Origin of the sequence: Rhodoblastus sp. (assembly GCF_019449565.1) — a bacterium.
Lineage (GTDB): Bacteria > Pseudomonadota > Alphaproteobacteria > Rhizobiales > Beijerinckiaceae > Rhodoblastus.
Genome location: NZ_JAGRPM010000081.1, coordinates 56,695 through 79,921 on the forward strand (window position 1 = coordinate 56,695; position 23,227 = coordinate 79,921).

Consider the following 23,227-nt stretch of genomic DNA (forward strand, 5'->3'; position numbering starts at 1 on the left):
GCGGCCTCTTTTTGTCAAGCGCCGCCGGGATCAGAGCCGCTCTTCTCGCCCTTGCCGCTCTTGCCTCCCTCGCCATGCCCCGGCGCATGGCGCGCGCGCCAGCGCGGGCCGAGATCGGCCATGCGCGCCTCAAGGCATTCGACTTCGAGGCGAACGGCGCAACCGCCGGAAAAGACCAGGTCCACGCTGCCGGAGGGCGCGTCGCCGGGGATGAATTCAAGGCTCAGCAGATAAAGGATGTCATCGGGCCGGTCCTGCCGGAAGCCCTGCAGCGAGGCCTTGCGCACATGTTCGAAATGCAGGCCCGCCTGCGTGCGCTGCGGCGCGCCCTCGACCGCGCTGAGCCAGTCGAACCGCTTCATCGACAGGACGAAACGCTTTTCTTTCGGCAGGTAGATCATGTCGCCGACTCGCAGGATGGCGTCCTGGACATGAGCGGCAAGCACCGCGAGATCCTCGGAATCGCAGGCCATGAGACGTAGATCGCGACGCAGATCGCGTCCTGCCGGCGCCCCGCTGTCCTTGTCCTGCGTCATGACGGGCGCCTCGGCGGCCTATTGGTTGGGCGAGCTGAACATCGCCTCGAAGATATTGCCCGGCTGCCGGGGCGGCGGAGGCGCGGCGGCGATGCTCTGCATGGGCGGTTGGACCGGCGGCGAGCTGGCGTCACGCATCTGGCTGAGCATTTTCTTGCTCTTGGCGGTGTAATAATAGCCGGACGCATAAAGGCGCACCGCGCGATCCATGTCGCCGTCGGCGAGCGCCCAGGCGTTGGCGAGATAAGGCGCGGCATAGGCCAGATTGGTCTCAGGATCGAGCAGACCCTTCGGCGAGCCGTGATAGCCCATCGAGCGCGCCGTCGCGGGCGTGATCTGCATCAGGCCGAAATATCGCCGGTTGACCAGACGGGGGCAATATTTGCTCTCGCGCATGATGATTCGATGAAGCAGCGCCAACGGAATGCCATGCTGACGCGCATATTTGCGCGTCATGTCCGCCAGCCCGGCCTTTTCCGCGATCGAGAAGCCGGCGACCTCCTCGTCTCGATCCCGGCGCAAATCCACGGGAGCCTGGGGATAATCCGCGGGCCCGGCGTCCAGCGACTGGGTCCGCAAGGACGCCGTTTGGACCGATGCGGCGGGCGCAGGCTGAGGCTGGGACGGCGCGAGCTGAGCCGGAACGGACTGAGCCTGCCGAGGCTGGGTCGGGGCCGGCGGGGCGAAGGCCGTCGGCGCGGGCTGGGCGAAGGCTTGTTGCGACGGCGCAAACAGCGCGCCGAAAGGCCCCTCCGAGACGGTTGGGTTCGGCGCATATTGCGCCGCCTGCTGCGGGGCATATTGCTGCGAGACGCCATTCGCCAGTGATTCCGGGGGCGGATCGTCCGGGAATGCCGGCCGCACCGGAGGCGCGGGCGGATGCTTCGGCGGCGCGGCGCGCACGGGGCTGGCTCCTTGCAAGGCAAGGGCGGCGAAAAAGATCAGTCGCGGCAGTCGTTGCGTCATAAGGCGTCTTTGCCGCGAAATAATGGCTTTGGCAAGGCGGGAGCGTTGCGACCGATCCGCGCGGCGCGCTTCCCCCTGCCGCCGGCCGCACAAATCTGCTAGCTTCAGACCTAAGGAATCCGGGGAGGTAATGATGAATCCACTGCCCTTGCGTCTGATCTGCGCCGCTGCTCTGCTGGGCGCCGCCGCGCCCTCCGCCTTCGCGGCGGACGACCCGTCGCCCGACGAAATGGTTGACGCCATCCAGAACATCACCGGCGTCCACAAGGGCCTGCGCCGCAATCACGGCAAGGGCTTTTGCGGCGAGGGCGCGTTCAAGGGAAGCCCGGAGGCGGCGGCGTTGTCCAGCTCACCACTCTTTTCCGGCGCGTCCGATCCGGTCCTGTTTCGCTTCTCCATCGCCGGCCCCAATCCGGCGGCGAGCGACGCCGCGCCGTCGCCGCGCGGCCTGGCCCTGCAAATCACGCTCCCCGGCGGCGCGTTGCAGGACATGGTCATGCTGAATGTCCCGGTCTTCGCGGCCGCGACGGTACGCAGCTTTTTTGAGCGGCAGGTCGTCAGCGCGCCCGACCCGGCGACGGGAAAGCCCGATCCGGACAAGCTGAAAGCCTATTTTGCCGACCATCCCGACGCCCAACCTCTCACGAACTGGCTGAAGAGCCACAATCCACCGCCCTCCTATGCCGAGACCCCTTATTTCAGCATCCATGCCTTTAATTTCGTCGATGCTTCCAAACAGGGGCATTGGGTGAAATGGCGTTTCGAGCCGCGCGACGGGGCCAAGGCGCTCACCGCCGACGAAATGAAGGCGGCGCCGCCGGATTTCCTGGAGGCGAAGCTGACCGAGCGCCTGAAGAGCGGGCCGGTCGAATGGGACATGATCGTGACGCTTGGCGAGGCCGGCGACCCTACCGACAACCCGACGCTGCTCTGGCCGGCCGAGCGCCGCGAGATCAAGGCGGGCGTGCTGACGCTGGCCAAGGCGGGCGCAGGCTCGGCCGGGACCTGCGAGGACGTGATGTTCGACCCCAATCTTCTCAGCCCCGGGATCGAGGCCTCGCCTGACCCCATTCTCGCCTATAGATCACCCGCCTATGCCGTTTCACTGGGCCGGAGGCTTGAGGAAAAGAGCAAATAGCGCGACGGAAAAAACTATTTCCGGGCGACGAAGAACAGGCGCGGATAGAGCAGCAATACCCGCCCGTCGGATTGTGGCGAATAGGCCATTTCCAGCTCGCGGCGATATTGCGCGAGAAAGGCGGGAATTTCGTCCTCCTGGAGTTCATTGAGGAAGGGGCGCAAGGCCGATCCCACGAACCAGTCCACGACGGCGTCATGGCCATCGAGCGGATGGACATAAGTGGTTTGCCAGAGATCGATCGTTTGGCAATGGGGCGCGATCCAGCTGTAATAATCGTCGAGCGAACCGATGATCGCCCGCGTTTTCGCCACCCGCGCCAGACGGTCCGACCAGGGCCCGTCCACCGCCACCATGCGCATCAGGGCGTGGGCCGCATCCTGCAGCACGTTCGGCATCTGCACAGCGAGAACGCCGCCCGGATTCAGGAACGACATCAGCCGGGGCAGCAGCTTGTGATGATCTGGCGCGAAATGCAGCGCGGCGTTTGAAAATATGAGATCGACTTTTTCATCCGCCTCCCACTCCTTCAGATCCTGCTGAATGAAGCGCGCGACGGGCAGGCGCTCCCGCGCCGCCGCCAGCATATTGCCAGACGTGTCAATTCCCAGAATATCCGCGCCGCGAAAATGCAGCGTGAGCATGGAGGCGCTATTGCCCGGGCCGCAGCCGAGATCGACGATTTTCCTCGGCGCCAAGGGCGGGATGCGCGCGATCAGGTCGCGCGCCGCCTGCGCCCGCTCGCGTTCAAACTTGAGGTAAAGTTCGCAATCCCAATCGGTCATCATGGGAAATTAACGCCGCCGTCCGATATTTGTCTACTATTTTGATAGATTAAAATACCATTCAAACTTCCGCGCTGTTCAGGCCCCTGCGCCCGGCGCCCCGCGCAGCGCCATCAATCCGCGCGACGGATCATAGGCCAGGATGGCGGCGGACATGAAGACGAACGCGCAGCCCGCCGTGACCGCGAAGGCGAGCCAGTTCATCTGGCCATAGAGCGCGAAGCGAATTAGCTCGACCGCATGAGTGAAGGGATTGATCTGGCAGACATAATAGAGCGCCGGACTGCCCTCCTGCACCCGCCACAGCGGATAAAGCGCGGATGAGGCGAAGAACATCGGGAAGATCACGAAATTCATGATGCCGGAGAAATTCTCGAGCTGCTTGATGAGCGAGGACAGCAGCATGCCGAGCGCGCCGAGCATCAGCCCGACCAGGATCAGCGCCGGCAGCACGGTGAGATAGCCCAGCGGCGGCGGCTGGATGTCCCAGAACCAGGCGATGACGAGATAGGCATAGACCTGCAACACCGAGACCAGCGTGCCCGCGATGAGCTTGCCGAACAGCAGGAAAGAGCGCGGGAAGGGGCTGAGCAGCAGCACCCGCATATTTCCCATCTCGCGATCATAGACCATGGACAGGGACGACTGCATGCCGTTGAAAAGCTGGATCATCGCCATCAGGCCGGGCGTGATATAGACGTCATAGAGAACGTAGGTGTCATAGGGCGGGATGATGGAGACGCCCAGCACCTGCCGGAAGCCGGCGGCGAAAATGAACAGCCAGACCAGCGGGCGCACCAGGGCGGAGATGAAGCGCTCGCGCTGGTGCAGGAAGCGAAGGCCCTCGCGCCAGCAAATGCCCTTGAGGCAGATGAAATAAGCGGCTGGCGTCAGGCGCCGGGGCGCGGCGGCTTCGATGCTCATGCGGCGCCCCGTGTTTCAGTCTCGGCGATCAAGGCGACAAAGGCCGATCTCATGTCGGCGAGCCCGGTTTTCGCCAGCAGGTCCGTGACCTTGCCCTCGGCGCGCAATTTGCCCTTGTGCAGCACGACCACGGAATCCCCCGGCTCGATCTCGTCGGTCAGATGCGTCGCCCACAAAACGCTCATGCCCTCGCGCGCGATCAGCCCGCGCACCAGCAGGAGAATATCGGCGCGTGCGCCAATGTCGAGGCCGACGGTCGGCTCGTCCAGTACCAGCAGTCGGGGGCGATGCAGCAGGGCGCGGGCGATTTCGACCCGACGCATCTGGCCTCCGGACAGGTTGCGCACCTTGTCCTTCGCCCGGTCCGCGAGACCCACGGCTTTCAGAAGCTCGGACGTGCGTTCATCCGCTTCCTTCCGGCCGATGCCGTGGAGCGCGGCGTGATAGTAGAAATTCTGCGCCACCGACAGGTCGAGATCGAGCGTGCGCGACTGGAACACCACGCCGAGTTCCGCCAAAGCCGCGCCGGGATGGCGCGTCAGGTCGAGGCCAAGCAGGCGGATTTCGCCTTTCTGCAGGGCGAACAGCCGCGTGATGAGCGAGAACAAGGTGCTCTTGCCGGCGCCATTGAGGCCGAGCAAAACGCAGAAGGAGCCGGGCGCGACGTCGAAGCTGACGTCGTCCAGGGCCTGCCGCGCGCCGTAATGATGGCTGACATGGCGCAATTCCAGCGCGGGGATGGCTTCACTCATCTTTGCGGCGCTCATGGTTTGGGGGCGCCCGGAATGGCCAGATCCCAGGGCGATTCGCCGACCTGGATGGATTTGACCACCTTTTGCGCCGCGACGTCGATCACCGACACGTCATTGGAAATGCCATTGGTCGTCAGCAGATATTTCTCGTCGGGCGTGAAGGCGGCATGCCAGACTCGCTGCCCCACCAGCAGATATTTCAATACTTGCCGCGTCTTCACGTCCACCACGGCGATGCGGTTGGCCGGCCCCAGCGAGACGAAGGCGAGCTTGCCGTCGCGCGAAATATTGATTCCCACCGGCTGGACATTTTCCGAGCGCAGGCCTGGAACTTCGAATTTCACGCGGTCCTTGATCTTGAAGGTCGCGGAATCGACGATGACCACATCGCCGCCGATCTCCGCCGAGACCCAGACCTCGGCGCCGTCCGGGGTGAAGGCGGCCATGCGCGGCCTAGCATCCACCAGCACATTGGCCAGGGTCTTGCGCTTCGCGGCGTCGACGAAATGCGCCATGTTCGTCGTCTCGGTGGTGGCTACGATCAGCTTGCCGTCGGGGCTCACCGCCAGCCCCTCCGGCTCGACGCCGACGCGCACGCCGCCAATCCGCTCCTTGGTCGCGGCGTCGAAGAAGGTCAGGAAGTTGCTGTCTTCATTGGTGACATAGAGCGTCTTGCCATCCGGCGAAATGTCGACCCGCTCCGGATCGCGCCCCGCCGGAAAGTCCTCGACCACGGCATAAGTCTGCGGATCAATCACCGCGATCGTGTCGGAATCGCCGAGCGCGACATAGATCCTTTTATTGTCGGGGCTGACGACAATTCCGCGCGGCCTCTGGCTGACTGGAATGGTCTTTTTCACCGTCAGCGTCTCGGTGTCGATGACCGAAACGCTATTGCCCTTTTCATTGGTGACGAAGGCGTCGAAGGCGCAAGCGGGCGTCGCCGCGGCTGAGATCGCCAGAGCCAGCGCGAGGCGTTTCATTTGAAGCGGCATTTCGACTCCGGTCGATCATAGCCCAAAGTATCCAGCTCCGAGAACTGGTGCATGAAGCCTTCCTGCGGCGAGGTCGCAACGACATTGCGGCCATCGGACAGCAGGATGGGCTGGCGCAATTGCAGGTTCCAGTCGCGCAGCGTCAGCTTCTGACCCTTGAAGGCGGCGAGCGCGAAATCTTTTGAAAGGAAATATCCCTTCATCGCGGCGGCGTCATCCGCCGCATCATGAGCGGCGGCCTCGCCGATCATCCGCGCCGCCGTCCATGAATTCATGTCGAGCGGGGTCATCGGACGGCCGAACTTGCGCTCGAACCGCTGCTGCAATTGCGTCGCGCCCCATTGCTCGTTGGAGGCGTCCCAGGACGTTGGAACGAGGCCAGCCGAACCCGCCACCGGGCGCGGGTCCCAGGTGCGAAAGGGCAGATAATCGGCGAAGACCGCGTTTTCGTCGGCGGCGACCAGCACGTCATAGGCGGCCACCCCCTGGGTGAAGGTCGGGATCTGTTTCTGCACCAGCGCGACGCCGCTGTCGGAGCGCCGCGCGCCGCCGTGATCCTCGAATATACGTTCCTCGACGAATTTCGCTCCGAAGCGCGCGCCCGCGCGTTTGAGGGCGTCCGCCCAGAGCCTGTCCTCGGGATGCGAGCCGACGACGAAGAACCATTTGCGCCATTGCTTCCAGATCAGATATTGCGCCAGCGCGTCGGCAAGCATTGAGCGCGTCGGCGCGACATGGACGACATTGGCGCGGCAGAATTCCTCCCGCAGGATGTCGTCCGGCGCGCCGACATTGAAGATCAGGAGCTTGGCCGCGGCGGGAATGTCCGCTGCATTGACGAGGGCGCCCGCCGGAAGGTCGGCGATCACGAATTGAACGCCCTGCCCGGCCAGTTCGCCCAGGGCCTGCGCCGCGTCCTCGCCCGGCTTCAGGCGGCGCGTGACCAGGCTGAAGTTCTGGCCCAGGAATTCGCCGGAGGCGTTGTCGTCGTCGATCCCCGCCAGGGCGCCGGCCTCGCCGTCATTTTCCGCCGGCAGCTGTAACCGTGAAACCGCCGAGCCTTTTTCGGCGCGGCGCAAATAGCCGATGACGATTTTCCGCGCGGCGGGATCGACGGACTCGGCGGAGTTGGCGGGCTCCGCGGACTTGGCGGAATTAGATTGCGGCGCGTTCTGCGCGACAGCCGGCGCCACGCCAGCCAAGGCGACGGATGACAAGGCCAGCGAAAGCAGGACGCCCCGCAAGGCGTGGGATCGCCACGGCGAGGCGGCCGGGGCCTGGGGCCGGCGATATTTCATGTCCAAGGCGTCTCCCTGCCGCGCGGCCATTATGCAATTTTTTGTTCCGCGCCGCGAATTTAGCCGCTTGCGCGCCGGGACCGCAACAGCCGCTTCCCGGCGCCTTATGGCAATTGCGAAGCGGATCGCTTTTCCCGCCGCAACAATAAGAGTGTCACATACGCTCTTTTTCATGTCACATAGCGGCCATGCCGCGCAAAACCGATCTTGGGACGGAATGGATGAAGCTGCTCTGGCCGGGCGTTTTTGCGGCGGAGGCGGGCGCCTTTCTCGCACGCGGGATGCTGGAGGGACTACGCGCGCCGCCCGAGCCAATGCCGCAACGCGAGGCGGTCTGGGCGACGCCGAACGAGATCGTCCTGCAACTGGATTCGGCGCGCCTGCGCCGGTTTGGTCCGGCGCCCAAGCGCCAAGGGTCCAAGTGGCACGGGCCGCGCCCTGTTCTGGTCTGCGCGCCCTTTGCCCTGCATGACGCGCGCATCGCCGATCTCTGCGAAGGCCACAGCCTCATTGCGAGCTTGCTCGCCGGCGGCGGTCCGGTCTATCTCGTCGAATGGCTTTCGGCTGGACGGACGCAGGCCTTTCGCCGCATCGACGATTACCTGTCCGACCTCAATGTCATGGTCGATGAGATCGGGACGCGCTGCGATTTCGTCGGTATGTGCCAGGGCGGCTGGCTGGGCCTGATCTATGCGGCGCGCTTCCCGGCCAAGGCGGGCCGGCTTGTCGTCGCCGCCGCGCCGGTCGACACCCATATCGTCGATTCGCCTCTGTCCGCCCTCGCGCGCTCGACGCCGATGGAAACCTTTCACGAGCTGGTGGAACTCGGCGAGGGTCTTGCCTGCGGTTCGCGGGCCCAGCGATTATGGGGCCTGATGGCCGAAACTCCAGAGCAGATTCACGACCTGTTGCAGAGCGATCTCCCGCTCGATTCCGAGCGTTTCGCCGCCCAGGCGGATCTGTTCCAGGCCTGGAGCGAGAGCCCGCTCGACCTGCCGGGCGTCTATTATCTCGAAGTGGTCGAAAGGCTCTACAAGGGGAACCAGCTCGCACGCGGCGAATTCGTCGCCCTCGGCAAGAAGATCGACCTTCACGACATTCGCCGCCCGCTCTTCCTGATCGCCGCGCGCGACGACGAGGTCACGGCGCCGGAGCAGACACTCGCTTGCGCTCGCCTGGTGGGGACGCCCGCGAAGTCGATCCGCGAGGTCATCGTCCCCGGCGGCCATCTTCATCTGTTTCTCGGAAGTCGCGCGCTGGAAGGGCTTTGGCCGGACGTGACCGCCTGGCTCGGCGCTCCCTGAGTCGGCTCAGCGTTTGGCCAGCAGGTCGCGAATTTCCTCGAGCAAGACTTCCTCTCGCGGCGGCGGAGCCGGCTCGGCGGGCGCTTCCGCCTTGGTCGCCGCGATCTTGTTGACGGCGCGAATAAGAAGGAACAAAGCGAAGGCGACGATCAGGAAATTCAGCAGGGCGGTCAGGAACGCGCCATAGCCGAAGGCCGCGCCGACCTTCTTGGCGTCGGCATAGGCTGGATGATTGGCGATGTTGGTGCTGAGCGCGATGTAATAATTGGAGAAGTCGAGATTGCCGGGCGTGACCGCTCCGATGATCGGCATGATCAGGTCGTCCACCAGCGAACTGACGATCTTGCCGAAAGCCGCGCCGATGACGACGCCGACGGCAAGGTCCAGCGCGTTGCCGCGCATGGCGAATTTTTTGAATTCTTCGAACATGCCGATACAATCCCCCTGTCCGGCGCGCCATATCAGCGCTTCGACAAGCTAAGCCGAGCCCGCGCTTATGGTCAATGCGCGGAAAAACGATGAAAGTCGCCGGATTGGAACGGCGCCAGGAGCCTCATGCCGCCGAGCTGGATCAATATAGTTCTGACGTTGCTGTATTTTCTCGGCCTGCTGGCGCTGGCGGTCTATGCCGACCGTCATGCCCGGCGTTTCTCGGGCAGGACGCAGCGCCGGATCGTCTATGCGCTGGGGCTGTGCGTCTATACGACGTCCTGGACTTTCTTTGGCTCGGTTGGTCTCGCTTCGTCCAACGGTCTCGATTTTCTGCCGATCTATATCGGCCCCATGCTGGTGTTCGGGTTCGGCTGGCCGGTGGTCGCGCGGGTGGCGCGGATCTCCCGCGCGCAGAACATCACCTCGATCGCGGATTTCCTCGCCGCGCGCTATGGCAAATCGGAGGCCGTCGCCGCCGTTGCGGCGATCATCGCGGTCATCGGGCTCATTCCCTATATCGCCTTGCAGCTCAAGGCCATTTCCGCGACCCTCGTCATCGGCCTCGGCCATGCCGCGCCCTTCGATCCGCCCCCGCCATCGGCGTGGCCGGACAGGTTCGCCTTTGGCGTGGCGATTTTGCTTGCGCTCTTTGCCATGGCCTTCGGCACGCGGCGCGTGGACGCCGGCGAGCACCAGAACGGCCTGATGGTCACCATCGCGGCTGAATCGGTCGCCAAGCTGCTCGCCTTTCTCGTCGTCGGCGCTTTCGTCGTCTGGTGGATGTTCGACGGTCTGGGCGACCTTTTCCAGCGCGCCGCCTCCAGCCCACGCATCCGCGCCGTGCTCGCCGCTCCGCCCGATCTCTCGGTCTGGGTCACGCTGACTCTGCTCTCCAGCGGCGCGATGATGCTGCTGCCCCGGCAATTCCATGTCGCCGTCGTGGAAAACCGCGACGAGAGCGACATCCCCTCCGCCGCGGTGGTCTTTCCGCTCTATCTGCTGGCGATCAATTTCTTCGTCGTGCCGCTCGCCATCGCCGGGCTGATCCTGTTTCCCGACGTGCTGGACCGCGACGTCAGCGTCATGGCTTTGCCGATCGACGCCGAGAACGGCCCGATTACGCTCATCGCCATGCTCGGGGGTCTTTCCGCCGCGACCGCCATGGTCGTTGTCGAGTCGGTCGCGCTTTCGATCATGGTGTCGAACAATCTCGTGCTGCCGCTGTTGCTGCGGGTTGGCCGCTGGCGGAATGGAAGGGCGCGGCTGGTCGCGGAAGGCGAAGCCGGCCGCCGCATCCTGCGCGTTCGGCGCGCCGCCATTCTCGTCGTCCTGCTGCTCGCCTTCGGCTATTACCGGCTAACGGGCGAGACGCTGCTCGCCTCGATCGGAATTCTGTCCTTCGCCTGCGTCGCGCAATTCGGTCCCGCCTTCGTTGGCGCCCTGGTCTGGCGGCGCGGCACGGCTCTTGGCGCCATCGCCGGCCTGATCACCGGCGCGACCATCTGGGCCTTCATGCTGCTCGCGCCTTCGCTCGACGCCGGCGTGATGCAGAGGATCATCGCCGCCGCGCAGTTCCCGCCACGGCCCGACCTGCCCTCGCCCGATATTTTCAACCTTCAGATGTCCTCGCTGGTTCGCGGCGTGTTCTGGAGCCTGCTGGGCAACAGCCTCGCCTATGTCGCCTTCTCGCTGGTGCGCCGGCCAACGCCGATCGAACGCCTGCAGGCGGATATTTTCGTCGGCAAGAACGCCGCGCCCATGGCGCAGGCGTTCCGGCTCTGGCGCACCAGCGTCACCGCCGCCGAAGTCGAGGCCACCGTCGCGCGCTATCTCGGCGCGCAACGCACGCGCGAGGCCTTCGAAAATTTCTGCATCGGCCGGGGCCACGCCTATGATCCGCGCGCGGAAGCCGATATCCACTTGCTTCGCCTGTCCGAGCATCTGCTGGCTTCGGCCATCGGCGCGGCGTCGTCCCGCCTCGTGCTGTCCCTGCTGTTGCGGCGGCGCAATGTTTCAAGCGCGGCGGCGCTGCGGCTGGTCGACGACGCCTCCGCCGCCCTGCTCTATAATCGCGACATTCTGCAACATGCGCTGGATTTCGCGCGCCAGGGCATTTCCGTCTTCGATCCCGATCTCCGCATGACCTGCTGGAACCGCGAATTCCGCGACATGTTCGATCTGCCCGGGAATTTCACCCGCACCGGCGTCGCGCTCGACGACATTCTGCGCTTCAACGCCGAGCGTGGCCTCTATGGCGACGGCCCGGTCGACGAACTGGTCGCCGGGCGCCTGGAGCGGCTTACCAACACCGAGCCGTTCCGCGTGCCGCTTGCGACTTCGGGCCGGGTCATCGAGACGCGCTCGGCTCGCATGCCCGATGGCGGGCTCGTCGTCACTTATACCGACGTGACCGACCAATTCGCCGCCGAACAGGCGCTGGAGGCCGCCAATGAATCGCTGGAGCGGCGCGTGCGCGAGCGCACCGAGCAGCTCACGCGGCTCAATGGCGAACTGGCGCGCGCCAAGGCGGAGGCCGAAGAGGCCAATATTTCCAAAACGCGCTTTCTCGCCGCCGCCGGCCACGACATATTGCAGCCGCTCAACGCCGCCAGGCTCTATTCCGCGACCATGATGCAGCGCGCCGCCGCCGGCGCCCCTGCGGGCGAAACCGGAGCGCTCGCGCGCAATGTCGATTCTGCGCTCGAAGCGGTGGAGGATATTTTCTCCGCCTTGCTGGAAATGTCGCGCCTGGACGCCGGCGCGATGAAGGTGGAATTGAGCAATTTCCGCGTGGACGATTTGTTCCGCCAGCTCAGGATCGAATTCGCGCCTCTGGCCGAAAAAAAGGGCCTCAAGCTGACCTTCATGCGCTGCTCGCTGGCCGTGCGCTCCGATCCTCGACTCCTGCGGCGCCTGCTGCAGAACCTGATCTCGAACGCGCTCAAATATACCCGCGAGGGCCGTGTTCTGGTCGGCGCGCGGCATTTGCGCGGCAAGGTCCGGCTGGAGGTATGGGACACCGGCATGGGCATCGCCGCCGAGAAACAGAAACGCGTGTTCCGCGAGTTCGAACGGCTGGAGACGGCGGGCGCAGAGCCAGGGCTTGGTCTCGGCCTCTCCATCGTCGAGCGCATGGCCCGCGTGCTCGGCCACCCGATCACATTGCGTTCCGCGCCTGAAAAAGGTTCGGTCTTCGCAGTCACGGCCCCGATTGCCGCGCCGCCGCCGCTGGTCGCCAGCCGCGACGCGCGGCCCGCGACCGCCACGCGCCAGTCGCCGCTCATCAACATGACGGTGGTGGCGATCGATAATGACAAGCTGATCGCCGACGGGATGCGCTCGCTGCTCTCCGCCTGGGGCTGCGCGCCGATTGTCGCCGCCAACCACCGCGAGGCTTTGGCGGAGCTCGCGCGCCAGAAGCGCGCGCCCGACGCCATTCTCGCGGATTTCCATCTCGACGAGGGCGACGGCGTGGACGCCATTGTCGCGCTGCGCTGGAAATTCGGTCCGGGCGTTCCGGCCGCGTTGATCACCGCCGACCGCTCGGACGAGATGCGAGAGCGCGCGACCGCGAAGGACTTGATGGTGCTCAACAAGCCGCTCAAACCGGCGATATTGCGCGCCCTGCTCGCACAATGGCGCGCGGCGGCGGCGCCCGTTACGCAGGACTGAAGTCAAGGCTCACAGGTGAAAACCTGTGAGCCTTCGCCAGGGTATGAGCGGCCGCACAGCCGCGATCAGGACGACTTTTTCGCTTCGAGAACAGCCTCGACACGGGCGTGGAACGCGCAGACGCGCGGCGCGATTTCCTTGCGGAAGCGCGAGCCGTTGAACACGCCGTAATGGCCGACGTCCTTCTGCACATAATGTATGCGCATATCGTCGGGAATATTAATGCAGAGATCCTGCGCCGCCTCGGTCTGGCCAACGCCCGAAATATCGTCCTTTTCGCCTTCGACCGTCATGAGCCCGACGCGGCGGATCGCGGCGGGCTCGACCGGGTATTCGCGATGTTTCATCTGGCCCTTGGGCAGGGAGTGATGCACGAAAACCGTGTCGATGGTCTGGAGGTAGAATTCCGCGGTCAGGTCCATCACCGCAAGATATTCGTCATAAAATTCGCGGTGCTTTTCCGCCGAGTCGCCATCGCCCTGGACGAGATGGTTGAACATTTCATAATGGGCGTTGACGTGGCGATCGAAATTCATCGCCATGAATCCGGACAGTTGCAGGAAGCCTGGATAGACTTCGCGGCCGACGCCCGGATAGGGGAAGGGCGCGACATGGATGCAATTGCTGCGGAACCATTGCGGCCCGCGCTTCTCGGCAAGCTTGTTCACAGCCGTAGGGCTGCGGCGCGTATCGATCGGACCGCCCTTGAGGGTCATCGAGGCGGGAACATGGGGATTGTTCTCCGCTTCCATGCGCGCCATGGCGGCCAGCACCGGAACGGAGGGCTGGCAGACCGCGAGCAGGTGAACCGGGGAATGCCCCGACTTGCTTAGGAACTCAGACATTTCGATGACGTAATCGATATAATCGTCGAGATCGAAACGTCCGAGGCTCAGCGGGACGAGCCGCGCGTCAACCCAGTCGGTGATATAGACGTCATGGGTTTGCAGGAAGGTCTCGACGGTGCCGCGCAGCAGCGTCGCGTAATGGCCCGACATGGGCGCGACGATCAGCAGTCGCGACTGATGCGGGGCGTTCAGCGGCAGATGGCGCTTGAAATGCACCATCTGGCAGAACGGCCGAATCCAGACGATCTCCTGCTCGACCGCGACCTCCTGGCCGGCGACGACCGTCTTGTCGATGCCAAAGGCGGGCTTGCCGTAGCGGCGGGTCACGCGCTCGAACAATTCCGCCGAGGCCGCGAGATTGCGGCCGATGGCCGTGTAGGAGAATGGATTGACCGGATGCTTGAACGCGATGCGGGTAAAATCCGAAAGCGCGCGCGCCGGAGCCATGGCTAATTGAGCCATCTCAAAGAAATGATACGCATGCCGGTTCATCTTGCCATCACTCTCCCCTCCGGCGCCGGCTCAAGTCGGCGCGCGGATGAACAGCATCGCGGGTTACCCCTGAATGCGAACCGCGAAGTGTAGAAGAAAGCCGCGTCCGTAGCAAAGTCACCTCACTTAATGCTTTAGGAGGAGGACGAAAAACCTATTGTTTGCGGATCGAAAACAATTTGCGCTGGCGCCAGCTAAGGTTTGGGCGGCCAGATATGAAGCAATGCTCTGGCCCCGGCGCGCGGCAGCCGCTATTATGGCGGCCGAGGGAGAGTTTTATGTCGCAAGTGAAGGTCGCCATCGTTCCGGTCACGCCGTTTCAACAGAACTGCACGATCCTGATCTGCGAGGCGACCAAGAAGGCTGCGGTGGTCGATCCCGGTGGCGACGTGCCGCTGATTCGACGCGCCATCGAACAGACCGGCGCGCAGGTCGAGAAGATCTTCCTCACCCATGGCCACGCCGATCACGCCGGCGGCGCTGCGGAACTGCGGGAAATCCTTGGCGTCCCGATCGAGGGGCCGCATATCGCCGACAAGTTCCTGCTCGACAGCCTCGAAGCCGCTTCGGCGCGCTTTGGTTTCGCCTGCCGCAACGTGTCTCCGGATCGTTGGCTGGAAGAGGGCGACACGACCGTCTTCGGCGAGGCGAGCCTCGACGTGCGATTCTGCCCGGGCCATACGCCGGGCAGCGTCGTTTTCATCAACGAACCCATGCAATTTTGCCTCGTCGGCGACGTATTGTTCGAAGGCTCGGTCGGCCGCACCGATCTCCCCGGCGGCGACCACGCGACCCTCATGAAGTCGATCAAGACGAAACTGCTGACCCTCGACGACGCCATGACCTTCATCAGCGGCCACGGCCCTCTCAGCACGATCGGCGCCGAAAGGCTGCACAACCCATTTCTTCAGCAACTGGCCTGATCTCGCGTCTGCGAGCCGGGCGGAAAGAAATCTCCCATGCCTCTTTGCAATCTTCTCGTTCACCTCGACAGCGGCGAGCGCACTGCGGCGCGACTCAAACTCGCCGCTGACATCGCCCGCGCGCAAAACGCCAGACTGACCGGCCTGTTCGCCCAGACTGCTCAGGCCCATCAGATCGGCCTGGTCGCGGAATGGCCGCCGCACGACTATGCCGAAGCCGCCAAGGCCAGCCGCGCCGGTTTCGCCGCCGCGACCGCCGGCCTCGACGCAGAATGGCAGGACCTCAACCGAGGCGATGAGGGCGAAGTCGTCAGGCTGGCGACCGATTTTGCGCGCCATTTCGACTTGATCGTGCTCGGCCAGCGCGCATCCGACGATTCCTTGACCCCGCCCGACTTCGCCGAGCAATTGATCATCAATGCCGGGCGCCCGGTGCTGGTTCTGCCCTTTGCCGGGACGTTCGGCCAGGTCGGGACGCGGCCGGTCTTCGCCTGGTCCGATTCGCGCTCATCGGCGCGCGGCTTTTATGACGGCATGATGCTGGCCGCCCCGGCCGCCGAAGCGCTCGTCGTCGGTCTTTCCAAGCCCGAAGACGCCCAGGGCTTCGCCTATCAGAAGGAATCATTGCGCCTTGCCGTCGCGCAACTCGCGGCGCACAAGATTTCCGCGCTGCCGGAACAGCTCGCTTTGAGCGAAATCGGCCTCATGGACGCTCTGCTCAACCGCGCGGCCGACCATGGCGCCGATCTTCTGGCGATCGGCGCCTTCGGCGGCGGCGGCTATCCTCTGTTCTCGCGCGGCAGCGGGTCGCGCTACATGCTCAAGCACATGACCCTGCCGGTGCTGTTCTCGCATTGAGATCCAACAAAAAAAGCCCCGCGCGAGCGGGGCTTTTTGCTGGCCTCAGGCCTGCGTCATTCGCAGACGCGGATGCGGCGGCGGCCAATGTAATTGCCCCAGTCGTCATAGACCGGGCGACGCTCGACCCAGCACCCGCCGCCGTAAGCAGGAGCGGCGTAATAAGGGCCATTTGCCGCGCCAGCCGCGGCGGCGCCGAGCGCCATGCCGCCAAGGACGCCAGCGGCGACGGCCGGACCGGCGTTATAGCCACCGCCGCAGCCCCAGCCGTTGCACCAGGCTGCGGCAGGCGTCGCAAAGGCGGCGCTCAGCGAGAGCGCGGCCAATGCCGCGACCGCGGTCGATTTCAGTGAAATGGTCATATTCGCTCTCCTCACGAAAAGGTTGCTTCCCGGCGCAAAAGCTTGTTGAAGCCAAATTGCGCGCAACCGGCTGAATGGTTTCTGAACAGATTGTGGCGCATTCCGTTCCCTTTTTCCAGTCGAATGGGGCAATAGCATGGTCGTGACCGGCTCTTCCGGCGATCTCGCCGCCGACCGCCGCTACCAATGGGCCGTCGGCGCGCTGGAATCGCGCGATTTCGAGGCCGCGCGCGATCTTTTCGCGCAGGCGCTGGAACTGGCCCCTGACTGGGCGCCCGGCTGGCGCGGCCTCGGCGAGGCGCTGGAGGCGCTGCAGAGGCGCGATGAAGCCGTCGCCGCCTTTCGCAAGGCCCTGGCGCTGGACCCCGCCGACATTGGCGGCGCCGGCCTGCATCTCGCCTTTCTGACCGGGGAAAGCCCCGCGACGGCGCCGCGCGCCTATGTGAAGACCCTGTTCGATCAATATGCGGCGAAATTCGACCGTCATCTGGTGGAGGCGCTCGCCTATCGCGGGCCGGAGATCCTCGACGCCGCCCTCTCGCGCGCCGCGCCCGGCCGCATCTTCGCCCATGCGCTCGATCTTGGCTGCGGCGCCGGCCTGTTCGGAGCGGCCTTTCGGGGCAAGGCGAAGCGCCTCACCGGAATCGATCTCTCGCCCGCCATGATCGAACAGGCGCGCGGCAAGGGAATTTATGACCGCCTGTTCGCCGCGGACCTGCTCGACTTTCTCTCCGCCGAGCCGGTGCGCAGCGCCGATCTGGCGGCGGCGGCGGATGTTTTCGTCTATATCGGCGACCTCGCGCCGGTGTTCGCCGCCGTTTCGCGCGTTCTGGAGCCGGGCGGTCTGTTCGCCTTTACCGCGCAAAGCCAGGAACATGACGGCTATCGCGTCGGCGCCGACATGCGATTCTCTCACAGCGAAGCCTATCTGCGCGCCTGCGCGGCGCCGTCGGGCTTTGCGACGCTTGAGCTAGCCCCCGCCGTCACCCGCAAGGATCGCGGCGCGGACGTGCCGGGATGGTCTGTCGTCCTGCGTAAAATCTAGGCTTATCGGGCGTCTGGACCGCCAAGCGTGGCGGCTCTATGGTTGCAGGGCAAAAAGTCCAAAATACGGGATTCGCCCATGAAAAAAGTTTATCCAGACGCCAGTTCCGCCATGGCCGGACTGGTGAAGGACGGCATGGTTCTGATGGCTGGCGGCTTCGGCCTGTGCGGCATCCCCGAGGCCCTGATCGAAGCGGTCAAGGAATCTGGCGCGAAGAACCTCACATTCATCTCCAACAATGCCGGGGTGGACGGCATCGGCCTTGGCGTGCTGCTCGCGACCCGCCAGGTCAAGAAGATGATTTCGTCCTATGTCGGCGAGAACAAGCTGTTCGCGCAGCAATATCTCGGCGGCGAGCTGGAGATCGAATTCAACCCGCAGGGGACGCTCGCCGAGCGCATCCGCGCCGGCGGCGCGGGCATCCCGGCCTTCTTCACCAAGACCGGCTATGGCACCCTGGTCGCCGAGGGCAAGGAAACCCGCGCTTTCAACGGCGAGAATTACGTGATGGAGACGGGGCTGGTCGCAGACGTCTCGATCGTTCACGCCTGGAAGGGCGACACCGAGGGCAATCTCATCTTCCGCAAAACGGCGCGCAATTTTAACCCGATGATGGCGACCGCCGGCAAGATCACCGTGGCCGAGGTCGAGCACCTGTTCAAGGCGGGCGAATTGAACCCCGACGAGATCCACACTCCCGGCATTTACGTGCAGCGCATCGTCCACGTTTCGAACCCGACCAAACATATCGAGCAGCGCACCACGCGCAAACACACCAGCCCGGCGGCGGCCGCGGGAGGAGAAGTCTGATGGCCTGGACACGCGATCAAATGGCCGCCCGCGCGGCGAAAGAGCTGCGCGACGGCTTTTATGTCAATCTCGGCATCGGCATTCCGACGCTGGTCTCCAATTTCATCCCCGACGGCATGAGCGTGCAGCTGCAAAGCGAGAACGGCATGCTCGGCATGGGTCCCTTCCCCTATGAGGGCGAAGAGGACGCCGACCTGATCAACGCCGGCAAGCAGACCATCACGGAATTGCCGACGACAAGCTATTTCTCCTCCGCCGATTCCTTCGCCATGATTCGCGGCGGCCATATCGACCTGTCGATCCTGGGCGCGATGCAGGTCGCCGAGAACGGCGACCTCGCCAACTGGATGATTCCGGGCAAGATGGTGAAGGGCATGGGCGGCGCGATGGACCTCGTCGCCGGCGTCAAGAAGGTCGTGGTGGTGATGGAGCATGTCGCCAAGGACGGCGCCAAATTCCTCCATAAATGCAACCTGCCTTTGACCGGCTCGCATGTCGTCGACCTGCTCATCACCGATCTCGGCGTGTTCTCCATCGACAAGCACGGCAATGGCGGCGCCAAGCTGATCGAACTCGCCGATGGCGTGACTGTGGAAGAGATCAAGTCCAAGACGGAAGCGACATTTACCGTCGCGCTGTAAATACAACCTGGACGACGCGCCGACCGTGGCGCGTCGTCCAACAGGACGCAAGAAGCTGGGGCGGCATGACCTTTCCCCTCTATGTCTTCGACGCTTACGGCACACTGTTCGATGTGCATTCGGCCGTCGCCCGGCACGGCGATCTCGTTGGACCGCAAGCCGCGCGCCTGTCCGAACTCTGGCGCATGAAGCAGCTGGAATATACCTGGACGCGCAGCTTGATGGGCGCCTATCGCGATTTCGACGCCCTGACCGAAGAGGCGCTGGACTTCGCCGCCGCCCGCTGCGGCGGCATTTCCCCACAAGCGCGCGCGGCCCTGCTGGAAGCCTATGAAACGCTCGACGCCTTTCCGGACGCCGCCCCGGCCCTGAAAGCCCTGCGCGATCGCGGCGCGAAAACGGTGATTCTCTCCAATGGCACGCCCCGCGCGCTCTCGCGCGCCATCGCTTCCGCTGGCTTGCAGGATCTGCTCGACGAATCGCTTTCCGCTGATTTTCTGGGCCGCTTCAAGACCGCGCCGGAAATCTACCGGTTGGTGGGTGCGCGCTATGGCATTGAGCCCCAACAGGTCTCGTTCCAGTCGTCCAATCGTTGGGACATCGCGGGCGCGACGAAATTCGGCTTCCGCACCGTCTGGGTCAACCGCGCCGGAGCGCCCGACGAATATCGCGACCTGCTGCCTGCGCGCGTCATTGCGACGCTATCGGAGCTCTGACTCGCCAGAGGCGTGATCAGGCAAAAAAAGAGGCCGCTGGTCGAACCAGCGGCCCAAGTCTAGGGAGGAAACGCCCAAGGAGGGCTGCAGCACAAGCACCGCTTGCGCTACGGTTTTGAATTTATGTTGCGGCGCACAAATAGTCAAGGCGATTTTTATTGCGCCGCATCATAAATTTTGCAGGCGTCGCGGCGCCCTGGAAAAACTCTGCCAAATCAAAGGGTCATCGGGGAACTTTGCCCGAACTTGCGCGTTCAGGCCGATGAAACGACCGCTAACGGCTCGCCCAGGCGCGGGGTTTGGCGGACCAAAACGACAAGCAGCGCCGGACGTCGCCGCCTCGAGGAGGCCGCCATGTCCTTTGGAACCTTGTTGATCGCCGCCTTGATTCTCGCCTTCTTCGCGACGCTGCCGACCTGGCCGCATTCGTCGCGATGGGGCTATCATCCCAGCCTGTTCGTGGGCGCGCTCATTCTCGCCGCCGCCCTGTTCACGAAAATCGGCTGAATTTATTGCGCGACGCGGTAATCCTCAGTCGGACCGCCGCGATTGAGCATGATCGCGCGCTCGGCGCCGGAGGCGTCGCGCCATTTGGCGCGGCATTGCTCCATGCCGCACAAAACTTCCGGAAAACGATGCATCGGCTTGCCATTGGCGAGCTTCAAACCATAGCCGGTGTTGGGCTTCCATCCTTCGGCCAGCAATTGCGGGCGCAATTCCTGATAGGGCGTTCCCATGGCGATATTGGCGGCCTCGGCGGCATCGATTCGCGCGCCGGCCAGAGTCATGACGCCAAAAATCGCGAGAACATTCCAGAACTTAGCGCACATAGCCGCCTCCAATGCCCGTCCTACCGTAGATCAGCGCAGAAAGCCTGAATTTTCGCGCAGGCTTTGGCAAGAGCCTCGTTGGACGTGGCGTAGCTGACGCGGAAATTCGGCCCCATGCCGAAGGCCGAGCCCTGCACCACCGCGACACCCTGCTCTTCCAGCAACGCCGTGACGAAATCCACATCCGTCTCGATCTTCCTGCCGCCCGCCGAGGTCCTGCCCAGCGCCTCGGCGCAGGACGGATAGACATAGAAGGCGCCCTCGGGCCGATGGGCTGAGAGGAACTTCGACTGGTTCAGCATGGAGACGACGAGATCGCGTCGGCCCTCGAAGATTTTGCGGCTCTCGGCGATGAAATCCTGCGGACCGTTCAGCGCCTCGACCGCCGCCCATTGCGCGATGGAGCAGGCGCCCGAGGTCTGCTGCCCCTGGATCATGTCCATGGCCTTGATGAGCTTGTCCGGCCCCGCCGCGTAGCCGATGCGCCAGCCAGTCATGGCATAGGACTTGGAGACGCCGTTCATGGTCAGCGTACGGTCGTAAAGCGCGGGTTCGACCTGCGCCGGCGTCGTATAGACGAAATCGCCATAGACCAGATGCTCATACATGTCGTCGGTCAGCACCCAGACCTGCGGATGGCGCAGCAAAACGTCGGTGAGCGCCTTCAGTTCGTCGCGCGTATAGGCCGCGCCGGATGGGTTGGACGGCGAATTGAAGATCACCCATTTTGTGCGCGGCGTGATCGCCCGCTCCAGCGCCTCGGGCTGCAGCTTGTAGGAATCCTCGGACCGCGTCTCGACAATGACGGCATTGCCGCCGCAGAGCGCGACGATCTCGGGATAGGACACCCAATAGGGCGCCGAGACGATCACCTCATCGCCCGGATTGAGGCTGGCCATCAGCGCGTTGAACAGGATCTGCTTGCCGCCGGTGCCGACGATGCAGCTTGTCGGTTTGTAGTCCAGCCCGTTCTCGCGCTTGAACTTTTGCGCGATGGCCTCGCGCAGCGGGACGATTCCGGCCACCGGGCCATATTTGGTCTCGCCGCGCCGGATCGCGTCAATCGCCGCCGCCTTGATATTGTCCGGCGTGTCGAAATCCGGCTCGCCGACGGAAAGGCTGATGATCTCGCGGCCCTGCGCCTTCAGCTCGCGCGCTTTTTGCGTCACGGCGATGGTGGCGGAGGGTTTTACACGAGAGAGCGCGTTGGCGAGAAAGCCCATTTTTATGCCCTTGCGGTTGCGGTTTGGCGCGGGACCATAGTGCGGAGCGTGAAAAAGGGAAGGCCGAATTTCGGCGGCCGCCCTGCGTTCGCCGCGTGACGCGCAAAAGCGAAGCCAGGACGAAAAGCTTTGGCAAGTTTTCTCGGCCAGAATGGAGTCATGAACAAGCCCGCCTCCTTCGGCCGCCGAGGCTCCGCCGCACCAAAACACGCCGCGCCGGTTCAGGCCCTCGGCGGCGATCTCGCGCTGACGCCCGAGCAGCGCGCCTATCTGTTCGGCGCCGAAGCCGCGCCAGTCGAGGAGGCCCCCGCCGCCAAGGTCCATGTTCGCCACGCCGGCTTCATCGCCTGCGCCGCGACCACCGCGCTGGTCGCCGCACTCACTCTTCTCGGCAAGCCGCATGACACGGTCGCTGCTTTGCCGCCGCAGCTGGAGGAACAGGCCAAGGCCGTCTTCCAGCTCGCCGGAAGCTGGTTCACGCCGCTTGCGCTGGCCTGGTCGATTTTCGTCATCGCCTCCAATCTCGCCGCCAATCTCTGGCTGACCCAGAAATTCTGCGGCTGGCGGAACTGGTCAGGATTTCCCGCCTTTTCGCTCATCGGCGCAGCGACGAGCGTCGCCGTCGCCTTCGCCACGGGGGTGATCGGCCTGGGCGAAACCGAGATCGGCTATGCGATGGAGGCCGTTTCGGGCGGCGGAGTCGCGGCGCTTTATCGCCTGCTGGCGGGACGGCGGTCATTCTTATAGTGGCGTGCTTGGCCGACGACGGCATTCGTTCGAGGGGGACATTTCCGGCGTCACCGGCGGACGCCTCATGTCGACCCGATGCCGACGATCAGCAAATCGATGGAACGCCCCCTGTAGCTCATTAAGCGGTAGTCTGCGCGCGGGAATAAATTACCGGCGCCATTTTCCCTTGGTGTAACTTTCGAGAAAATTCCATGCGTCCATTCTAGGAAAATATGTCGGACCCGTCCGAACCTCCTCGAGTGCAGCGATCGCTCGTTCGGGGAAGGGCTTGAGGAGAAATGCAGCGGCGACAACTCTTATCCCCTGATCGGGGTCATCAAGCAGAGGGACCAACGCAAGACGACCTTCTGCCCCAAAGCAATCGAGGGCCTCAATGATTTTGCTGGTGTGTTTCACCTCTACTTTTTGTTTCCTAAAATTCTCATCGTCGCACGCAGAATAATATGTCATCGCCGATTGTTTTAATTCTTCGACAAGGTCGGGGATTGCTGGTTGAGACCCTTTAATCGCCATAGACATCAGTCTCCCACGAGTATCCCGATTTTCTGCAGGACGCTTATTCCCGCGTTCCATTTGTCGTCAAAGCTAGCGCCATCGAGGCTAGCACGACGTGAGGAGCCATCGAACTCGAGAAGCGTTCGAGAATATTCCGCGTTGACCTCCTCATGCAAAAGTTTCGGAATTCGAACGATATTCGCTGTCGATTGCAGTTGGCTTTCCGGAATGTCGCCCCTCGCGCTCTGCTCAACGATGTGGTGATATTCGTAGCCGTCGCCGGCCGGACCAAAATATTTGCCGAGATCAATCTTCTTGAACTCGCTGAATGACGAAAACGCCTTCTCATCAGGACTGACGCGCAGTTGTTCGAGGCTATAGGGGCCTTTTTGAACAAATTCGATCGCGGCGTCGGCATCCCGTTTCAGGGCA

25 protein-coding genes are annotated in these 23,227 nt (G+C 63.8%); 11 read left to right on the forward strand and 14 right to left on the reverse strand.

Annotated elements, in window-relative coordinates:
• Positions 1–14: 14 nt before the first annotated feature.
• Together QZ409_RS18295 and QZ409_RS18300 are read right to left on the reverse strand one after the other, a co-directional pair.
• Positions 15–536: a DUF2948 family protein gene (locus QZ409_RS18295; RefSeq protein ID WP_296714164.1), complete on the reverse strand. Its 522-nt coding sequence runs from the start codon at positions 534–536 to the stop codon at positions 15–17.
• A gap of 18 nt (positions 537–554) precedes the next feature.
• Positions 555–1,502 carry a lytic transglycosylase domain-containing protein gene (locus QZ409_RS18300; RefSeq protein ID WP_296714166.1) on the reverse strand — a complete coding sequence of 316 codons (948 nt, stop codon included), beginning with the start codon at positions 1,500–1,502 and terminating at the stop codon, positions 555–557.
• Positions 1,503–1,635: 133 nt separating this feature from the next.
• On the opposite strand from QZ409_RS18300, the gene QZ409_RS18305 reads away from it, so the two are divergent.
• Positions 1,636–2,640, forward strand: a complete 1,005-nt coding sequence (locus QZ409_RS18305) for a catalase family peroxidase (protein ID WP_296714169.1) — start codon at positions 1,636–1,638, stop codon at positions 2,638–2,640.
• A gap of 14 nt (positions 2,641–2,654) precedes the next feature.
• Here QZ409_RS18305 and tam read toward each other — a convergent pair whose 3' ends face one another.
• The 5 genes from tam to QZ409_RS18330 form a co-directional block, all read right to left on the reverse strand.
• A complete protein-coding gene (gene tam, locus QZ409_RS18310) occupies positions 2,655–3,425 on the reverse strand; it encodes a trans-aconitate 2-methyltransferase (RefSeq protein ID WP_342394858.1) in 771 nt (256 codons plus the stop codon).
• 78 nt (positions 3,426–3,503) lie between these two features.
• The gene (locus QZ409_RS18315; protein ID WP_296714176.1) at positions 3,504–4,349 is read right to left on the reverse strand and encodes an ABC transporter permease; all 846 of its coding nucleotides are present in this window, start codon (positions 4,347–4,349) and stop codon (positions 3,504–3,506) included.
• Positions 4,346–5,101: an ABC transporter ATP-binding protein gene (locus QZ409_RS18320; protein ID WP_296714182.1), complete on the reverse strand. Its 756-nt coding sequence runs from the start codon at positions 5,099–5,101 to the stop codon at positions 4,346–4,348. The genes QZ409_RS18315 and QZ409_RS18320 overlap by 4 nt, the downstream gene beginning before the upstream one ends.
• A gap of 11 nt (positions 5,102–5,112) precedes the next feature.
• Positions 5,113–6,096 (reverse strand): PQQ-dependent catabolism-associated beta-propeller protein, encoded by a 984-nt coding sequence (locus QZ409_RS18325; RefSeq protein ID WP_296714187.1) that lies wholly within the window; start codon positions 6,094–6,096, stop codon positions 5,113–5,115.
• A complete protein-coding gene (locus QZ409_RS18330) occupies positions 6,081–7,394 on the reverse strand; it encodes an ABC transporter substrate-binding protein (protein WP_296714190.1) in 1,314 nt (437 codons plus the stop codon). Before QZ409_RS18330 ends, QZ409_RS18325 begins: the two co-directional genes overlap by 16 nt.
• Before the next feature lie 188 nt (positions 7,395–7,582).
• Here QZ409_RS18330 and QZ409_RS18335 point away from each other — a divergent pair, with 188 nt between their 5' ends.
• Complete coding sequence (locus tag QZ409_RS18335) at positions 7,583–8,698, forward strand: alpha/beta fold hydrolase (RefSeq protein WP_296714192.1); 1,116 nt, start codon at positions 7,583–7,585, stop codon at positions 8,696–8,698.
• Positions 8,699–8,704: 6 nt separating this feature from the next.
• Here QZ409_RS18335 and mscL read toward each other — a convergent pair whose 3' ends face one another.
• A complete protein-coding gene (gene mscL / locus QZ409_RS18340; protein WP_296714194.1) occupies positions 8,705–9,127 on the reverse strand; it encodes a large conductance mechanosensitive channel protein MscL in 423 nt (140 codons plus the stop codon).
• Between the two features lie 126 nt (positions 9,128–9,253).
• Here mscL and QZ409_RS18345 point away from each other — a divergent pair, with 126 nt between their 5' ends.
• The gene (locus tag QZ409_RS18345) at positions 9,254–12,802 is read left to right on the forward strand and encodes a NahK/ErcS family hybrid sensor histidine kinase/response regulator (protein WP_296714196.1); all 3,549 of its coding nucleotides are present in this window, start codon (positions 9,254–9,256) and stop codon (positions 12,800–12,802) included.
• Positions 12,803–12,867: 65 nt separating this feature from the next.
• On the opposite strand, the gene phaZ is transcribed toward QZ409_RS18345, so the two are convergent.
• Entirely contained in the window at positions 12,868–14,142 is a 1,275-nt protein-coding gene (gene phaZ, locus QZ409_RS18350; RefSeq protein WP_296714198.1) for a polyhydroxyalkanoate depolymerase, read from the reverse strand.
• Positions 14,143–14,420: 278 nt separating this feature from the next.
• On the opposite strand from phaZ, the gene QZ409_RS18355 reads away from it, so the two are divergent.
• Together QZ409_RS18355 and QZ409_RS18360 are read left to right on the forward strand one after the other, a co-directional pair.
• Positions 14,421–15,065, forward strand: a complete 645-nt coding sequence (locus QZ409_RS18355; RefSeq protein ID WP_296714200.1) for an MBL fold metallo-hydrolase — start codon at positions 14,421–14,423, stop codon at positions 15,063–15,065.
• A 36-nt stretch (positions 15,066–15,101) separates the two neighbouring features.
• Positions 15,102–15,923, forward strand: coding sequence for a universal stress protein (locus QZ409_RS18360; protein ID WP_296714202.1), 822 nt, complete (start codon positions 15,102–15,104; stop codon positions 15,921–15,923).
• Positions 15,924–15,979: 56 nt separating this feature from the next.
• Here the strand turns inward: QZ409_RS18360 and QZ409_RS18365 are convergent, their stop codons facing one another.
• Complete coding sequence (locus QZ409_RS18365) at positions 15,980–16,285, reverse strand: hypothetical protein (protein ID WP_296714204.1); 306 nt, start codon at positions 16,283–16,285, stop codon at positions 15,980–15,982.
• Positions 16,286–16,421: 136 nt separating this feature from the next.
• Here QZ409_RS18365 and QZ409_RS18370 point away from each other — a divergent pair, with 136 nt between their 5' ends.
• The 5 genes from QZ409_RS18370 (at position 16,422) to QZ409_RS18390 (ending at position 20,004) form a co-directional block, all read left to right on the forward strand.
• The gene (locus QZ409_RS18370; RefSeq protein WP_296714207.1) at positions 16,422–17,330 is read left to right on the forward strand and encodes a methyltransferase domain-containing protein; all 909 of its coding nucleotides are present in this window, start codon (positions 16,422–16,424) and stop codon (positions 17,328–17,330) included.
• 78 nt (positions 17,331–17,408) lie between these two features.
• Positions 17,409–18,140, forward strand: a complete 732-nt coding sequence (locus tag QZ409_RS18375; protein WP_296714209.1) for a CoA transferase subunit A — start codon at positions 17,409–17,411, stop codon at positions 18,138–18,140.
• On the forward strand, positions 18,140–18,781 hold the full coding sequence (locus QZ409_RS18380; protein WP_296714212.1) for a 3-oxoacid CoA-transferase subunit B: 642 nt from the start codon (positions 18,140–18,142) through the stop codon (positions 18,779–18,781). Before QZ409_RS18375 ends, QZ409_RS18380 begins: the two co-directional genes overlap by 1 nt.
• A gap of 65 nt (positions 18,782–18,846) precedes the next feature.
• A complete protein-coding gene (locus tag QZ409_RS18385; protein ID WP_296714214.1) occupies positions 18,847–19,497 on the forward strand; it encodes a haloacid dehalogenase type II in 651 nt (216 codons plus the stop codon).
• 354 nt (positions 19,498–19,851) lie between these two features.
• The gene (locus QZ409_RS18390; RefSeq protein ID WP_296714216.1) at positions 19,852–20,004 is read left to right on the forward strand and encodes a DUF3309 family protein; all 153 of its coding nucleotides are present in this window, start codon (positions 19,852–19,854) and stop codon (positions 20,002–20,004) included.
• Positions 20,005–20,006: 2 nt separating this feature from the next.
• Here QZ409_RS18390 and QZ409_RS18395 read toward each other — a convergent pair whose 3' ends face one another.
• Entirely contained in the window at positions 20,007–20,327 is a 321-nt protein-coding gene (locus tag QZ409_RS18395; RefSeq protein ID WP_296714218.1) for a hypothetical protein, read from the reverse strand.
• Between the two features lie 20 nt (positions 20,328–20,347).
• Positions 20,348–21,550 carry a pyridoxal phosphate-dependent aminotransferase gene (locus QZ409_RS18400; RefSeq protein ID WP_296714219.1) on the reverse strand — a complete coding sequence of 401 codons (1,203 nt, stop codon included), beginning with the start codon at positions 21,548–21,550 and terminating at the stop codon, positions 20,348–20,350.
• 159 nt (positions 21,551–21,709) lie between these two features.
• Between QZ409_RS18400 and QZ409_RS18405 the strand changes: the two genes are divergently transcribed.
• The gene (locus QZ409_RS18405) at positions 21,710–22,297 is read left to right on the forward strand and encodes a hypothetical protein (protein ID WP_296714220.1); all 588 of its coding nucleotides are present in this window, start codon (positions 21,710–21,712) and stop codon (positions 22,295–22,297) included.
• A 150-nt stretch (positions 22,298–22,447) separates the two neighbouring features.
• Here QZ409_RS18405 and QZ409_RS18410 read toward each other — a convergent pair whose 3' ends face one another.
• Positions 22,448–22,819 (reverse strand): hypothetical protein, encoded by a 372-nt coding sequence (locus QZ409_RS18410; protein WP_296714222.1) that lies wholly within the window; start codon positions 22,817–22,819, stop codon positions 22,448–22,450.
• Positions 22,819–23,227: hypothetical protein (locus tag QZ409_RS18415; RefSeq protein ID WP_296714224.1), on the reverse strand; the 409-nt coding region annotated here is incomplete at its 5' end. The genes QZ409_RS18410 and QZ409_RS18415, both read right to left, overlap by 1 nt.